The organism is Sulfitobacter sp. R18_1 (assembly GCF_017743915.1).
GTDB classification, from domain to species: domain Bacteria; phylum Pseudomonadota; class Alphaproteobacteria; order Rhodobacterales; family Rhodobacteraceae; genus Sulfitobacter; species Sulfitobacter faviae.
Genome location: NZ_JAGHRG010000001.1, coordinates 289,300 through 304,152, shown reverse-complemented (window position 1 = coordinate 304,152; position 14,853 = coordinate 289,300). Strand labels below are relative to the sequence as shown.

The 14,853-nt window shown below is 49.9% G+C and carries 22 protein-coding genes; 16 read left to right on the top strand and 6 right to left on the bottom strand.

Features of this window, described 5'->3' with window-relative positions:
• The first annotated feature begins 10 nt into the window (after positions 1–10).
• From J7392_RS02185 to J7392_RS02175, 3 genes are all read left to right on the top strand, one after another.
• Complete coding sequence (locus tag J7392_RS02185) at positions 11–757, top strand: hypothetical protein (RefSeq protein WP_209215955.1); 747 nt, start codon at positions 11–13, stop codon at positions 755–757.
• A gap of 104 nt (positions 758–861) precedes the next feature.
• On the top strand, positions 862–1,332 hold the full coding sequence (locus J7392_RS02180; protein ID WP_209215954.1) for a hypothetical protein: 471 nt from the start codon (positions 862–864) through the stop codon (positions 1,330–1,332).
• Positions 1,332–2,036, top strand: coding sequence for a hypothetical protein (locus tag J7392_RS02175; RefSeq protein ID WP_209215953.1), 705 nt, complete (start codon positions 1,332–1,334; stop codon positions 2,034–2,036). The genes J7392_RS02180 and J7392_RS02175 overlap by 1 nt, the downstream gene beginning before the upstream one ends.
• Here J7392_RS02175 and J7392_RS02170 read toward each other — a convergent pair whose 3' ends face one another.
• Positions 2,037–2,336: a hypothetical protein gene (locus J7392_RS02170; RefSeq protein ID WP_209215952.1), complete on the bottom strand. Its 300-nt coding sequence runs from the start codon at positions 2,334–2,336 to the stop codon at positions 2,037–2,039.
• A gap of 69 nt (positions 2,337–2,405) precedes the next feature.
• Positions 2,406–3,431, bottom strand: coding sequence for a potassium channel family protein (locus J7392_RS02165; protein ID WP_209215951.1), 1,026 nt, complete (start codon positions 3,429–3,431; stop codon positions 2,406–2,408).
• Positions 3,432–3,546: 115 nt separating this feature from the next.
• Here J7392_RS02165 and J7392_RS02160 point away from each other — a divergent pair, with 115 nt between their 5' ends.
• The 8 genes from J7392_RS02160 to J7392_RS02125 all read left to right on the top strand — a co-directional run bounded on the left by J7392_RS02160 (position 3,547) and on the right by J7392_RS02125 (position 8,133).
• Positions 3,547–3,948 carry a hypothetical protein gene (locus J7392_RS02160; protein ID WP_209215950.1) on the top strand — a complete coding sequence of 134 codons (402 nt, stop codon included), beginning with the start codon at positions 3,547–3,549 and terminating at the stop codon, positions 3,946–3,948.
• Between the two features lie 437 nt (positions 3,949–4,385).
• Positions 4,386–4,631 carry a hypothetical protein gene (locus J7392_RS02155; protein ID WP_209215949.1) on the top strand — a complete coding sequence of 82 codons (246 nt, stop codon included), beginning with the start codon at positions 4,386–4,388 and terminating at the stop codon, positions 4,629–4,631.
• Between the two features lie 9 nt (positions 4,632–4,640).
• Positions 4,641–4,922: a hypothetical protein gene (locus J7392_RS02150; protein WP_209215948.1), complete on the top strand. Its 282-nt coding sequence runs from the start codon at positions 4,641–4,643 to the stop codon at positions 4,920–4,922.
• Between the two features lie 256 nt (positions 4,923–5,178).
• Complete coding sequence (locus J7392_RS02145; protein ID WP_209215947.1) at positions 5,179–5,580, top strand: hypothetical protein; 402 nt, start codon at positions 5,179–5,181, stop codon at positions 5,578–5,580.
• A 101-nt stretch (positions 5,581–5,681) separates the two neighbouring features.
• On the top strand, positions 5,682–6,896 hold the full coding sequence (locus J7392_RS02140) for a hypothetical protein (RefSeq protein ID WP_209215946.1): 1,215 nt from the start codon (positions 5,682–5,684) through the stop codon (positions 6,894–6,896).
• Between the two features lie 68 nt (positions 6,897–6,964).
• The gene (locus J7392_RS02135; RefSeq protein ID WP_209215945.1) at positions 6,965–7,249 is read left to right on the top strand and encodes a hypothetical protein; all 285 of its coding nucleotides are present in this window, start codon (positions 6,965–6,967) and stop codon (positions 7,247–7,249) included.
• On the top strand, positions 7,236–7,658 hold the full coding sequence (locus tag J7392_RS02130) for a hypothetical protein (RefSeq protein WP_209215944.1): 423 nt from the start codon (positions 7,236–7,238) through the stop codon (positions 7,656–7,658). Before J7392_RS02135 ends, J7392_RS02130 begins: the two co-directional genes overlap by 14 nt.
• Before the next feature lie 55 nt (positions 7,659–7,713).
• Positions 7,714–8,133 (top strand): hypothetical protein, encoded by a 420-nt coding sequence (locus J7392_RS02125; protein ID WP_209215943.1) that lies wholly within the window; start codon positions 7,714–7,716, stop codon positions 8,131–8,133.
• Positions 8,134–8,180: 47 nt separating this feature from the next.
• Here J7392_RS02125 and J7392_RS02120 read toward each other — a convergent pair whose 3' ends face one another.
• Entirely contained in the window at positions 8,181–8,513 is a 333-nt protein-coding gene (locus J7392_RS02120; RefSeq protein WP_209215942.1) for a hypothetical protein, read from the bottom strand.
• A 74-nt stretch (positions 8,514–8,587) separates the two neighbouring features.
• Positions 8,588–8,941, bottom strand: coding sequence for a hypothetical protein (locus J7392_RS02115; protein WP_209215941.1), 354 nt, complete (start codon positions 8,939–8,941; stop codon positions 8,588–8,590).
• A 775-nt stretch (positions 8,942–9,716) separates the two neighbouring features.
• On the opposite strand from J7392_RS02115, the gene J7392_RS02105 reads away from it, so the two are divergent.
• From J7392_RS02105 to J7392_RS02085, 5 genes are all read left to right on the top strand, one after another.
• The gene (locus J7392_RS02105; protein WP_209215939.1) at positions 9,717–10,541 is read left to right on the top strand and encodes a hypothetical protein; all 825 of its coding nucleotides are present in this window, start codon (positions 9,717–9,719) and stop codon (positions 10,539–10,541) included.
• 596 nt (positions 10,542–11,137) lie between these two features.
• Complete coding sequence (locus tag J7392_RS02100) at positions 11,138–12,127, top strand: hypothetical protein (protein ID WP_209215938.1); 990 nt, start codon at positions 11,138–11,140, stop codon at positions 12,125–12,127.
• A 70-nt stretch (positions 12,128–12,197) separates the two neighbouring features.
• Positions 12,198–12,584, top strand: a complete 387-nt coding sequence (locus tag J7392_RS02095) for a hypothetical protein (RefSeq protein ID WP_209215937.1) — start codon at positions 12,198–12,200, stop codon at positions 12,582–12,584.
• A 114-nt stretch (positions 12,585–12,698) separates the two neighbouring features.
• Positions 12,699–13,040 carry a nucleotidyltransferase domain-containing protein gene (locus J7392_RS02090; protein WP_209215936.1) on the top strand — a complete coding sequence of 114 codons (342 nt, stop codon included), beginning with the start codon at positions 12,699–12,701 and terminating at the stop codon, positions 13,038–13,040.
• A gap of 60 nt (positions 13,041–13,100) precedes the next feature.
• Positions 13,101–13,595: a hypothetical protein gene (locus J7392_RS02085; RefSeq protein WP_209215935.1), complete on the top strand. Its 495-nt coding sequence runs from the start codon at positions 13,101–13,103 to the stop codon at positions 13,593–13,595.
• A gap of 490 nt (positions 13,596–14,085) precedes the next feature.
• Here the strand turns inward: J7392_RS02085 and J7392_RS02075 are convergent, their stop codons facing one another.
• Together J7392_RS02075 and J7392_RS02070 are read right to left on the bottom strand one after the other, a co-directional pair.
• Positions 14,086–14,439: a hypothetical protein gene (locus J7392_RS02075; RefSeq protein WP_209215933.1), complete on the bottom strand. Its 354-nt coding sequence runs from the start codon at positions 14,437–14,439 to the stop codon at positions 14,086–14,088.
• Positions 14,440–14,456: 17 nt separating this feature from the next.
• The gene (locus tag J7392_RS02070; protein WP_209215932.1) at positions 14,457–14,834 is read right to left on the bottom strand and encodes a hypothetical protein; all 378 of its coding nucleotides are present in this window, start codon (positions 14,832–14,834) and stop codon (positions 14,457–14,459) included.
• Positions 14,835–14,853 lie beyond the last annotated feature (19 nt).

The window sequence follows — 14,853 nt, the reverse complement described above, 5'->3', positions numbered from 1 at the left end:
AGACTGTATTATGACAGATGTTTCAACGAATCATATAAACGAAAAAATTAGCTTCAGAACTAGTTTGGAAGCGTATGACCAAGAGTATACAACGAATAAGAAACTAGTTGAGCTGGTCGGAGGCGTTCCTCTTGTCGCCTCTATCGCCGTCTTGGGAGGTGGGGTAAGCTATCTCATGGGCTGTATGGCATTTGCGGACCACATTCCACCTACAATACAGGTTATGGCTGCTGCTGGCGCACTAGCAATGGGATCATATACCGCATCATCGCTTGGCCCCTTGACGAAAGATGGTGCGGCTCTGGTTGTATCGTTGGGTAAAGACCTAAGAGATTCCATCAAATCTATATTTGGCTTCTCAAAAGAGAATCCGGACGCCTTTACCGACAGGGCTAAAAAAGACCTTAAAAATATAGATTCAGTCCTCACTATGATGGATGAAAAGGGTCAAAAGGCCTATTTTGTCGGGAAAGCGGGTGAGCGTGGGCGAGTCACTGACGAGAAGGGTATGCAGAAATTCGTGAAGAATGAGCTTGGCAATAAGCCCTATCTCCGAGTTGAAAGCAACGGGCCTGATATGTCGGTGATCCCATTTTCCGGGGAAAAGAGTATCGGTGCCGAAGTTGTTATACCTGAAGCAGATTTTTCAGCGGCAATGGTTAATTTTGAGGAGTCCTTTCAGGCGGCACAAAATCGCGAATTTGCTGGTGCTCTTGATGAGGTCGATCCAAACGCTCATAGCGGCCCCAAGGTATAAACACAAACAAGTATGACTACGATTAGGGGCTTCGATAGGTAGTTGTTTGGCTATCATGTAACGAAGCCCCTGTTTTCGTCCTAGATATTTATAAGGATATTTTAATGAAGCCCGATACTTTGACGCCTGAGTTCCTTCTTCAATTTTATAATGAGGTCCAAGACCGGTCTGATGATTACGGTTTAGATGTTGTTGACATCGAGCGGGCGGCTCGAGATCGGATGCCTGATCCAGATGACGAGCTTGCTGCTTTGGACGCTAAGATGGAAGCCAGAGGGATGATCCCGCTCTCCAAAATGCTGAAAAGCCATGGCGAGATGGAAAAGTGGATGAAGCATGCCGGAGTAGGATCCTTTGATGACTTCACCCACTGGGTCGCGATGAAGCAGAGAGAATACATGACTCTCCGCATGCGGTACGAGGTAGGCGACAAGGACAAGAGCGACGATATCTATGAGTGGGTGTTCGCACATGCAGCCGCGTTCGATGCGGTGGCAACTGAACTACGAGGTATTGCGCCGCCTGAGCCCACTCTGGATGATGAAGTAGGTGGCCCAGCGCCGGGTGGCATGTAATGGGTGGCAGGAACGTTGGATGCGTCCTGACAGGCCTGGAGATAATGGAAGGCGATCCGGTTTATATGGCTTCGCTCTCTGAGCGGCAGATAGAATATGAAGGCCATTATATCAAAAGGCCTCCTCTCAAAGGGATTTATGATGGCTATGGGGGGATCACCCTTACTGAGGACGTTCCGTGTCTTGGTCTAGAAGTTGGTGATGAATATGAAGAAGAGGACACAAAGCGTGTCTTCGTCCACCCGGATATATTTGATGGTCTTCTAGATGTCGAAATGGATGCCGGAGATACTTTCGGGTCATATCTTCGGGCGAAGAATGATGGCGTGTCTATCGCATTAGATGACAAAAAGTTTTTCAACAGAGCGGCCGCAAAAGGCATAGAAGATTTGTTGGCTCCCATCGCACTTACAGTGCATGAAGCTCTGGAGGATTATGCACGCGGTACCTGGGTTGGGTCCGAAAGCACATTTCGCGATGCCTTTGAAAGCAAGGAAAAGATTGAGAACGCCAAAACCCTCCTTATGAGGGCTCATTTATTGAGGCTCGCTGAGATGGAGTTAAGGCGTCCTCTGGTACCCTTTAATTGGGCGCCCCAAGAAGTGGGGAGCCAGGCTCGAGAAGCGGTGTTTGAGAGGGCTGCACAAATCGCTAAGCGGATGAACTCGATGGACAACGAGTCGCCGGATGGTCCTGAGGTCTGATTAGGGCTTAGGTGCCGTTTGGCATCTGGCCTTCCACTCCTGATAGAGGGTAGCCTCAGCTTCGTTTAAGTTACCCTCGACAGTTTGTAGGTATGCCAGGGTGTCTGGCATCGTTTCGTTGTCATTGTCGAAATCGGCCTCGTGAACATCCATACCATGATCCACGGCCAGCTTGCCCAGATCAGTAAGGCCTTCCTTCAACTCATCCTCGTAGGACTTATCCGCGCACGATGGGCATTCTCCATCGTATCCGTCACCACCTTCACTGTATCCGCCATCACAAGTTCTGCATTTGGGCATGCTTCGATCTCCATTGGTATAGCATAAACATTTGCCGATGCTTTGCATTTCGCAATACTAAGCTAAGGTTCAGCCCAAGCAGTCTAGGCGTTCCCGGGCGATGTAATAAATGATGTCGCCAGGATTGATCGTGCAGTCACCTTGGAAAGAGAAGTTGATGTCTTCGCTATCGTGACGACGGTACCCAATCATATTTCCACCAGCTTCCTTGATTTTGGCATCTGGTGTCTCGGCGTTCACGCTATTGCCATCCGGAAGCGGGGAAGAGTAGAGCGTGAACTCGGTGTTCAAGGATGCGAGATCATAGAGAACTCGAGAGGAGCCGGGATCGGTGAGTGCGCGGCTGACCTGCTCGACGCTGGTCGACACCACGTTCTCGATCTCTGGGCAGTGGCGTTCAAGCAGTTCTGCCTGACGTGGCTCTTCGAAATAGGCGATCACATGCCCTTGGGGCTTCAAAGACATCACTGCGAGGCCCGCAGAGAGCGTGTCACTATCGTTTGCTGGCATGATGACCACACGTTGGGCGCCCTTCACCCCAGCGCGTTCGAGGGCGTCTGTATCGGACAGGTTGGCAGTCTTTACGACATGGGTGGCGCCCCGCAGGTGAACGTCGCCGTCAAAGGCCGTAACTAGGACCACATCAGCGTCTTTCATAAGAGACCCGCCTTCTGAGATGAGGCGATCAGTTCGTCCGGGTTGATAGCCGATAATCACCACGTGGTCTTCTTTGTCTGCGAAATTGCCGAAGCCGTTCATAATCATATCCCTGATGTTCAAAAGTTCAGTGCCCAGCTTGCCGAAGGTGAGCAGGAAGAGGGCGTTGGCGCCCGGTTGGAAGAGGAAGCTCGTGTAGAGGCGTCCCCATTGTGTCGATGGGCTGAGGTCGCCGTATCCCACGGTGGATCCGGTGGTCACCCAAAAATAGAGGTAGTCGATGAGGCTGTTGGTCAGGCTTTCTTCACCGGCCCAACTGAAGGCTGCAAATGACAGCGCGAAGTGAACCGCGAAAAGATATCCGATGGTCGACCAGCGGATCGACATGGCGCGCAAGATCCATCGACGCAGAATGTCTACTAGTTTCTTCTTTTGCATGGTGCCTCCGTAGCGTTAAGTACTCTTTAACGCATATCATAAGTATAGACAAGTAGACCGTTGACATAAATTTAGACTATCCTTACTAAGGCGTCATATATTAATGGATAGATTAATGAGTTCTACGGACATGCATCAGGTCGCGCTTAAAGACTACGTTACCATCATTTTTTTGGGCTTCTGGTGGGCCGGTGCCGCCTCGCAGGCGGGTGACTTTGTGTCGGCTGTCTTGTTTACCGCTGCTGCGTTTCTGTTTAACGGTGTAGAGCGCCGTGGCGTATCGTTAGAGGATGAAGCCAGAAGTAATCCTATCCATTACCTTCGGTCATTACCTTCTGCGGTTGTGGATGCAGTAGCGGTATCTTTTGCGGGGAGTCTAACGGTTTCTCTCCTTTCAGGTGGGGTCACCACGCAGCAGCAGTTCGCAGCTAGTGGTGCCCTGCTTTTAGCCGGTTTTTTTAGCTCGTTGGGTCTTGTTTTTATGCTTGGGCGATTTGCTCGAAAGAGCGTGTTCTAAAGTCATATTTTTGGGAAATTTAGGTAGTCATGAATGCTGTCAATATGAATATCGGGACCGATGCGCCAAGCGGTGTTCTTTCAGCAAGATCACTTGAGTGCGCCCTATACTCTGTTGGTGCAGTAAAGTCAGAACAGAGTGCCAAGGATCCTAGGCTCGTCTCGGCAGATTTCCTTCATTGGAAGGGCAGGGTGTCTGCATGGGGAGGGACTTGGCCAGGTGGCCACGTCCTTTGTGTGGTGAGCGACTATAGTTTGGTGCCTGGGATCGAGACAGTCGATGCGAGACAGCAAAAGATTTGGGACCGGGTGTCTAGATCAGCGTGCAATCTGCCTTCTAGCTTTCGCAATCTGTATGTGTGCAAGCAGTCTGAGAGCTGTTCTGGTGAGTGGGCATCTCAGTTAACCGACCAGGAAATTAACAGTCTAAAAGCTAAGATGTCAGTGCCTGATCTACAGTGGTGGCAAGATGTAATTGCTGCTTCCTACTTGGATGCCATTGTTGAGGAAAACCTCACTCCTTCTTGCGAGTATCCCATCAAGGCTCGTGTGATTGGCCTTCAGGATGTCGAGTATTGCAAGGTCTTCTCCGATACGGACAAGGCAGAAGCAGCGATCTCCACATTACGGGCGCAAGCGAAATGGGAAACGCTTGAGGCGCTGGGATTTCAGTATGCGGGATGAGGTATAAAAATGACGCTAGATGAGTTCAAAGACATCCTCCAGAAGGACGAGGCTTTCGCGAGAGAAGGTTTGGAAGCCATCTTCAAGGAACTGCCGGATCGCCCAGCGCTGGTTGGTAAGCATGAGGCAAAGAACTGGAACCACCTTCGTGAAGTGATGGCAGAAGCTGAGAAAACATGCCCACGTGCGGCCGACACCATCTACTGGCTCCTCTGGCATGACGTTCTTCGTAAGCAACGTGTGAAGAGGATGGCGGACGATCTTTATGATCCCGAGGCGGATTGGAAGTGAGCGCAGGCCCCAAGGATTATGAAGCGGCCGACGCTCTGCGTGATTTGGCGCCTCAGATGCCGTGTGCCTATTGTGGGGAGTTGATGGTTCATGGAGACCCCAGGCGTCACCCAACACGTGATCACATCTGGCCCAAGGCCGTACGCTCGATCAGCGCTGGGCGGACAGGGAAAATATGGTGTTGTGCGCTGTGCAACAATGAGAAGGGCGACATGATGCCCTCTGAATGGCTGGCGCTGATTAGGGAGAAGAAAACATGAATGATTTTACACCTGAACTGGGTCAGGCAGCGTTCGGGCAACCTTACAAGACCTATGAGGTTCCAGAAATTATGACTGCTGCGCTCACCTCGATCAGCTGCGAGATGGAGCGTGTGTACTGGAACCGTCACCAGAAGGACATTGCTTGCCCTTTCGGGAATAACGGTTCTGAGGACAACTACGACAGTGATGTGTTCTCGGTGCATGCCTACTCTTGGAATGAAGACGAAGAGCAGCCTTGGAACTTCAAGTTCGGAGACATCGAGATCTCCTGGTACAAGCGTTGCGGTCGCGGCATGTCCAGTAACAAGAAGATTACTCCAGACATGGCGAGCGATATTTTGGTCGCCTGCTTAGAGCACCTCAGAAATTCAGAAGAAGATTATATGAAAGCTTAAGATGAATAGATTTCAACTAATGCTTGTTTATACATAGTTCTGACTTGTCTTGAGCGTTTATAACGTGTACTAATGTTGACAACATAAGGAGAAAACCTTCCATGAACGCAATTGCCAAGATCGCCCCCGCTGCCACCCTGAATGCTGAGATTGTCGGTGATGACACTTTTGCCAATGTGGTTGAGTACGAACCGATCTATAAGCGCGACAGTAAGGGTAAGGTTCGCATCCTGAAGATGCAGCTTGGCTGGAATGACGACACTGATGCAGGTCATCGGGTGATCTCTGGTTTGGAAGAGGGCAAGCAGGCAGTCACCGGGTGGACGCATTCGCAGCCCAAGAATATCGGTAAGGCGAATGAGACAAGCTCTCACCAGCAAGCCGAGGCTGAGGTGCAAAACAAGTACAAGAGGAAGCTGGATCGAGAGTATTTCGTCTCCCGTGATGATATCGACAGCTTGACCTTCGTCTCCCCTATGCTTGCCGCCGAATGGAAAAAGCGTAAAGACAAGATCAAATGGGAAGAGGGGGTCTACATCCAGCCCAAGCTGGATGGTTTCCGCAATGTCGCGCAGGCCGAAGCTAACTACAAACGGTCTGGTATGGAGCAGCATAACGCACCGAATGTTAAGGAAGCCCTGGCTGAAACTCACGCGGAGCAGCCCGAGCTCGCTATTGATGGCGAGCTCTACAATCACGAGTACAAAGACAAATTCAACAAGCTGTCTGGCATCCTTCGCCGTGAAGAGCCAACGACCGAAAATTTGACTGCGATCTATGATGTGATCCAGCTGCATATTTATGATGTCGCCTCCCATCCGGGCGACTTCTCAGAGCGGCTTGCGTTCATGGAAGAGTTGAAGGAGCGCTTTGAGGGGGTGGACTGCATTCAGTTCGTTGAAACGGTTCTAGTATACTCTCTCGAAGAGGCCGAAGCAAAGTACCAAGAATGGTTGGAAGACGGCTACGAAGGCATGATGGTGCGCATCAACCGAAAGTATAAGGTGGGTGGTCGCTCCAACGACCTTATCAAGCGCAAAGAGTTTGAAGACGCAGAGTTCCGGCTCCTTGAAGTTCATGAAGGTAACGGTAACTGGTATGGTCACGCTAAATCTGTGACCTTCCAGTGGACCGAGACTGATACCTGTGATGCGGGCATCCGTGGAGACAGAGATGCGATGAAAGCTCTCATGGATGCAGTAAAGGCTGGCAATAAGCCTGACTGGTGCAAGATCAGCTATATTCCGGGTCCGACTGGATACAAACCACGGTTCGCGCAGATGATTGACTGGGGTTTCGGTAAACGAGACGATTGATCCAACAGTTATCGCCAGCGGCACTTCGGTTGCTGGCGATAATGCATGATTATTTGGTGAGGAAGAAGATGAACATTAAAGCTATCAGTGCCAAAGAACTGGCTCTAATCAAGAAAATTCGTGAGCTTTCCAAGATGAACATTCAAACCTTATCTTGTATTGGTGCTTTTGCACCGGTCTTTTGGCTCTTTGGCATGACAAGCGCGATGGAGCACGCCTTCAGCATGATGATGTTCATGTTCATTGTTGGTGTAGGGATGGCAATTCTACAGCTTATCCTTGTGGTGCGCCGGGACTTTTGGATTAAGAGTCTGACTCTTCACTCGGAAGGGAGCGAAGATGACAAATCCTGATAACAACGTTTTGCAAAAAGTCCGCTTTAAGTCGTTTGCTGATGAAGATGCTGAGATGATCATTTCAAGCGATCCGCACCAGACGGGTTCCTTGATGATTATGATGCGCGAAAAGTACGCCGATACGCCGGGGTTGGTGATCGTCTTGGATGCTTGGGAGCTGGAGGAGTTTGCCTTGGCCTTACAGGTTAAGGCGTCACAGCGGATCAATCCTACGGCAACCAGGAATGGGTTGTCCGTCCGCCTGGCTAACCGTGGGGAGCCTTATCGTTCCGGTATGGAAGTGGCCTTGGTCAACAAAGCATCGGATGCCGATGAGCATGAGTACTCGATCATCGAGATGTTTTTCGAAGAGGGTTACGCATTGGACGAACTCGTCCGCTTTGTGAATGAAGGAGTAAACCAATGACGACGATGACGATTGAATGCACCGTGAGGGGTGATGGATTGAAAGGATATTTTCGATGATTGAACGAAATTCTAAGGAGAAGGCTTGCAGAAACTATGGTCTATTTTTGTTTTTTGGGTTTCTTGCAGCTGTCGTATCTGTGCAAGCAAACGTAGCCATTATGGCTGCTGCCCATCTTTTTGCGGTGTTCTTGTTTAATGGTGTCGAAAGAAGCGGGGTTTCCCTATCTGGAGAAGCTAAAGCAATTCCAACTCACTATATAAAGGCAGCGCCTTGGGCGGCTTTGGATACCATCGCAATTCTCAGCGGTGCTTTCTTCTTAACCAATTTTATCAGTGACCGTATCCCGGCGCTATCTGATGTCAGTAGTGGCATTGGTTTTGTATTCTCTTCGATTTGCTTCTCGTCAAGCGTCTTCATGGCGTTTCATCTTTTTGGATACATGAAGAAGTCATTGCTACCAGAGAATACCTGAGAGTGTCTCTCAGTGGTGGGCCACTAATATAGCCCACCACGGAAGCATTAGGCAGCTTCAATAGCGGCTCTAGTGAATGCCTTCTTGTGCTGCGCGCTGGCAGCAACCTTAGAAGCTCTACGGATCTTAATCATACGGGTGATTGAGCCTTTGCCCGGACCGCCAAATTTGCGGACCTTAGCTCCGTAGTTTACGAGTTCTCGGTAGGTATCTCTCCATGCCAAGTAGCTCTCTTTGTCGTGGATACCGGCAGCCTCAAAGATCTCACAAATATCTTCGGGAGATCCCTCGAAGTCAAAACTTTTGAACTCCTTGTTGAACGCTCTGGCTTGCTTTGCCCAGGCTAAAGCCTTGTCGAAGGTAATTTTCGTGTCAGTCATAATATTTTTTCTCAAGTCTAGTTGATGGGTCATAATAGGGGCGGTGGACCACCGGGCGGCCCACCACGTTAGCCTTAGGCCGCTTCGGTAAGAGACTTCTTACGCTGCACACCGGCAGCAATCTTCGACGCTCTACGGATCTCGATCATGCGTGTGATCGTGTCCTTACCCAGATGGCGGACATCAGGAAGACCCTGCTTGATGGCTTTCCGCATCTTCTCGGCCGCCGCGATCTCGAAGCGGAAGCTTTCTCTCCAGGCCAGGTAGCTTTCCTTGCTATTGAAAGCGTTCGCCTCAAAAACATCAGCGATCTCTTCCGGGGAGCAGTCGAAATCCACCCCGTCGAACTGATCGTTGAACGCGCGTGCGCTTTTGACCCATGTGAAAGCATCGTTGTAGGTGGCGGTGTTGTTGGTTTCGTTTGTCATAATATTTCTCTCAATTTTGATTGTTTGGTTTGGTAGTTCTGATTGGGAATTGGCTGCATCTAACACATGGAGGGTTCCTCCCTGCGGTTAGGCCACAACTTCAATTTACGGAGGTATCCTGGCGCCTCGGAGGGTAGGATCGGACCCACTCCCAGAGCCGTAAGGATGCGAGACCCGTCAAAGTCCGGAGGCTCGACGTGTCCTTTGTCGTAAATCAGAGTTGAGGGAATGCCATCCCGCTCCAAACGATCATGGAGTTCAAGCAAGTGGAGTTCTGACTTGCCATCAAGGCAAATCTTGGTTCCCGGCTTCAGCTCGGCATAGAGATCGAAATATTGGGGATTTTTGCTTCTGGAATGCAGTAATGCATCCACGTAAGCGTGCCCTGCTTGGGCGTTTTCTTTCCCGGTGGACATAGAGATGTCAGACCGAAGAATAGAATATAGACGCAGTGCGTCGTATTTATCGTCTTTAGGTTTGGTTTGTTGCACTCAATACATTGTATAGTTCTCCTTAGTTAGTTTGTTGGTGCCCCTACTGGGAATCGAACCCAGACCTCTAAGTTTTGAAGACCTGCGCTCAACCAACGAGCTCCAGGGGCGTGAAACCAAACATAGGTAATGGCGCATGATTTGTAAAGCATAAAGATAGGAAAACACAAAATATTATTGTGGGGTAAGTATTTTGTTAACTTATCGCATGTGATGAAGGGGGCTTTATTTTTTTCTTACAACGTTGGACAGTATGTTATTTATTAACAATGAGGAGTGATAGCATGAGTGCTGAATATGTAAGTGAAAATGAGGAAAGCCATCTGTCCTTCAAGGATATGGTTCCTTCACAAGATGAAGTCGACAATGAGATGAACGTAGCTCAGAAGATATTTTCTCTGACGGCTTTGAGTGCTGCTGTCTATTATGGTGGGCCTGCACTTTATGACTTTGGGGTCAAGGCAAGCCACAAAGCGATCATGATGTCTGAAGCTGGCCATAAGTTAAGTGACCTAAATAATGCAAGTTTAACAAACCTCTGGCAGCATGCTGATGTGATAGAGATGGTGGCAAACGGGGTTGCGGGAGGCGCGGCTCTTACGGCGGGGCTCGCAGGTGGTGTGCTAGCCTATAAGACAGCTAAGCCTTATGTGATCTCACTCGGCAAGGATATTATGAAGGCCTTCGATAAGGCGTCTAAGTTTCTTCAAGGCGACCGTGCGGAAGGTGTTCCCAAGAGCTACGCCAAAAAGGTCAATAATGCCCATGCTGTTCTTCGCCTTATGGATCAGAAAGGCGAGGAATCCTTCCTTGTCGGGCGTACTGGCGAAAAAAGCCGGGTGGTCGGTAGAGAGGGCATGGAGAACTTCGTAAAGTCTCTTGGTGATGAGCCATGCATGTATGTTGGTAAAGCCGACGGTGAAATAGTTGTCAGCACCATCAAGCACGATGAGATCTCCAACGCATCGCAGCTAGGACATCTAATTGTGACTTCGGAAGACCGGTTTGCCAGGGATTTGGATAACTATACGAAGGCTATAGTTGCTCAGTATGAGAGCAAAGTCGGCAGGGATGCCGAACCACAGGCGCCTAGCCAGGCTCGCCTCTAAAATGCCTAAAGACGCCAAGTGCCTAACATGCTTGGCGTCTTTACTTCAGGGCATTCAGCATTCGGTCATACCCCTTAGTTCTGACTTTCTCAAAGCGCCGTTCTTTAAGAGACCTCAACTCACTAGACCATTGCTCCCTATCACGATCATCTAGCTTTCCGAGCTTGGCTAAGTGTGTGCGAATTCTATGGTCAATATGACAGATTGTTTCGCTCTCTCTGATATTATTCATGAGGCCTCCAAGTTGGATCAGGTTGGTCATCTAAGTATATGTTATAAGAGTTTCTGAGGTCTAAATCCACTCAGTTATACATCTTGTCTGGCAAGAATTGCGAAGAATTCACCTAGAGTTAGTAATTTATGCTTGCACCCAGCTTTGCCATTCGCTAATGTCTACCCATCGAAGGTCGTAAGCGCCGGTAACGGGACTGCGCGACAAGGTTTGAAGCCACTTCGTATCAGACAAGATCCGGGTCCATTGGATCGTTTGATTTCAAGAACAAAACTCGCTGACCACATTCTTTTTTCTGAATGCGTGAAGACGAGGAACAAGGACCACATTCCTGCTGTCGGTAGCGCTCAATGGAGAACTAAGAATGTCGAATGCTAAACTGATCACCAACACCACTGAAGATATCAAAGCTTTTGCTGAGAAGGTCGCCAACTCTGACCGTCCGCTTTCCAAGCACGAGATCTTGAATATGTATGCCGACGCAACCCAGGGTCCGAAGACCGTCTGGGGAGGCATCACAAACGCCAAGAAGCCTGTTGTGTCCCAGCGGGCCTCTGAGCTTCTGAAACGCTCCTCTGAGGCGCCTGTGGCTACCGTAGAGGGTTCTCTGATCGATGGGGTCCCCGTTAAGCTCGTGGATGAGTGGTACGAGGGTAAATACTCCCTGAATGTCAAAGTTTCGGCCAGCGACACTGGCATTGCCATCAAAACTGATAACGGACAGGAAGTGGTAGTCGAGTATTACAACGACAAATTCAGTGTCCGGATGTACAACGATCTCGCCGAGAGCCCTGTTTCCGTTCATTCGCAGCCTGGTCATGCAATCAGCTTTGATGCGTCCGATTATCACGCAGGTAAGCTTCCGGCAACCATTGGCGCACCGGCCGCAGGTTCCAAGAAGGGCCGGATCATCGGCTATCAGGTAAGCGATACACGTGATGGAAAGATGTACGCTGACAAGCCGGAAAATCTGGTGCTGACCTATAACGATGCTCAAAGTCTTCTTGATGCTGCGTATGAAAACGACCATCAGAACTTCATGATGGTTGCCGTTCATGAAGGCGAAATCCAAGAGCCGGTATTTTTGGAGACGTTTGTGGTTGTAGAGTGTCTCGATAAGGAGGCATTCGACGAGCGAGACCTCATCGATCAGGGATACGACCTTTATGCTGAGACAAGCAAGTTCTCGGTTTACGTTCGAGTGCCGACATCAGTTTCAATCGAAACCTTCGATAAGTTGACGGTCAATGGTATCAGTGCTGCGCGCGAATATGCTCGCAAGATTGGCAGAAAGCATCAGGCCGAACACCTTGTCGAGGACATCGGGGTAACCTGTCGGGTGGAAAAGCTGTAATCCGTAATTTTCAATAAACTTGTGAGGGTGCGTGCAGATTGTGCGCATCCTCACACATTAGGAGTTTGAGATGCCCAAATGTAAGCGTAGTGACTGTCGTGAAGAGGCCGTACCGGGAGCCGTAAAGCGCTACTGTGATACCCACCTTAAGGAATATCTGGCCAAACGTAAGGAAGCCAAGAAGCGGGAGAAAGCAATGCCTCGCTGTGCCTGTGGGAAGCTTGCCAAGGTCGGTCAGGCGGAATGCTCTCATTGTCTAGAGAAGAGGCATCGAGCGGAAGCCTATGAGGCCGAATATGCAGCATTGCCGAAATGTGATTGCGGGAAAGTGGCCACACGATCTGGCAAATGTCAGCCATGTACCGACCAGGCGTTTGAAGAGACCAAGATGGAAAGCTTCGAGGCCGCCAATACGTTCGAAGAATTGAAGGATTGGATCAGAAAATACATGATCTAAGAAGGGGGCCTAAAACTATGGTAGTGTTAATGTTGACATTACTTGTTCTATTCTTTATTGTAGCTGGAGTAGCGGATTACTGATCGCCCTTACATTCTAGGAGGATGCCCAAAGATGACTGCACCCAATATTGAAACTCTTCGCATCGAGACCCCGAGCCTGTTTGACTTGGCTTCTTTGTGCAAGGTTGAGCTGGGTGCAACTGAGGTTTGGCTGTTCGGAAGCCGTGCCCGTGGGGATCATGAAGAGAACAGCAATTGGAACGTCATGGCTCTCTTGCCGGAAGCTGCATCGGAAGACTGCAAAGATCCTGTTCGCCTTCTGGAGCTGCGCCGCAAAGTTGACCTGCCTGTTGATTTGCTGGCTGTCGAGCATGAAGCTTTTTATGAAAACTCAGATGATGAGGATAGCTTCGCCTACAGCATCAAAGATGAAGGCATCCGTCTCGACGCCTAAGATGCCCTTGAAGCCTGCATAATCTCGCGAACTTCTCTCTTAATAGGAGGAGTTCTTATCATGGGTAAGCGGAATGAGATCGGTGCGCACGTAAAGATCGCCTTCGACAACCTGTGCAGCGTCAAGGCGCTGGGTTTTGAGGATCGCAACTCCTGCATGATCCTGTTTTATGCGGCCGAGAACCTGCTGATGGCTACCTTCAAAGCCGAAGATATCCCTAATTCACAGTGGCGAGGGTCAGCGCAGCACCAGCTAGATCGCATGGTCGATCTGCTTCCGGATGAGTGTTATCTAAAAGAGAAGTTCCGGATCCTGGATCCACTGACAGCTTACGCCACAACTTATCGCTATCCGACCGTATCGGGGAAGGCGATGAAACCTATGACCGCAGAAGAGACCAAGAGGATGGCAACTACACTGGCGGGCCTGGTATCTAAGTATTGCAAGCACTTTGGCGTCGATCTGAAGCAGGAAAGCCCAAAATCTTTGCATGCCAAGCCTATGCGTGAGCCGTCATTTGAGCAGGCGCCCGAGCCAGCTGCGCCCAGCGCCTAAGTAATTAGTTCGATGATCTTCGCTCGAGGGTAATCCATATAATATGGGCGAGTACGCCTCCGGCCATTCCAGTGAGAGCCTTACTGGCGATGTTTAGATAGACACCTGGGTTCATTCCAGCAGCGGCTATCAAAACCCACATGAACCAGGCGCCTGATGCAAGGCACGCGAAGAGCACTAGCAAGAGAAGGATGGAAGGGCGATATCCAGCATCTCGAATGCGTCGAATAAGGGGTGTCGGGATTGTTGTGATGACCCAGAGTAGGGGTATCGCCGCAAACATATTTGAAGCCCTGATCGCGAAGGCAATAACGATCAGGATCACCGTTACGAACAGAACGCTGCCTATGTGTAGCCAAAACTGCTTGCGGGTAGAACGTCCTCCGAAATCAAGGATCCGACAGTGTTCAGTGACGACTGACATAGCTTGATCACGGAGGAATGCATCCACTTTGCGCATGTGGTTAACCTAAGCTGGCCAAAGTTATGCTCAGGGAGACCCGAAGGAGATGTTGGCGGATGGCCCATCCAGTTCTGCGTCGTCCTTCTTGCGAAATGAGACGAAATCTTCTTTATCTTCGAATGGGTTCAGGTGCGTGCGCTGACGAAGTTGATCGCGTAGGTCCATCCCTGTGCTGCCATAGTGTTCCCGATTGGGATACTGATCATTGGCAGGGATAACCTCTGCTGCACCGATCTCGATCAACTCGTTCAGGGCGTCTCGTGCGCGAGGAGTGATCTCCATTTTCGCATGATCACCGCCAAAACGAAGGGTGCTCTTAGGGTTCATAAGGTATGCCATCCACATGCGGATGGCGTCGTCAGAAAGATCTTCAGGTTTCATATTTTCTCCGGGAATTCTTACGGGGCAGGGGCACTGGGCGCTTGTTCGTCTTCATAGGTCACTACCCAATTTACGATGGCATCGTGCAGTTGGTTGAATGCAGCCGCATCAAGCGTCCAGTTTTCAACGCCGCCGTGTAGATCAAGGCCGCGTGCCTTCTTATCTTCGATCCGGCCTTCCAGAAGGGTCTCCGCGTAGTATGTGGATACGAGCTGACCGAGCTGCTCGCCTTCAGGATCACGAGCGAGATCGTATTCAGCATCGTAAATCTCAACGATGGGTTCGTCATTGTGCTTTTCCATCATATTGGGACCGGTAAGATCACCTTTGGTTACGAACCGTGCGGTGAAGGTCTTTCCATATTTTTCTGATGTCAGCTTGATTGTGTTGCTCATAATAAGTCTCCTACTATCC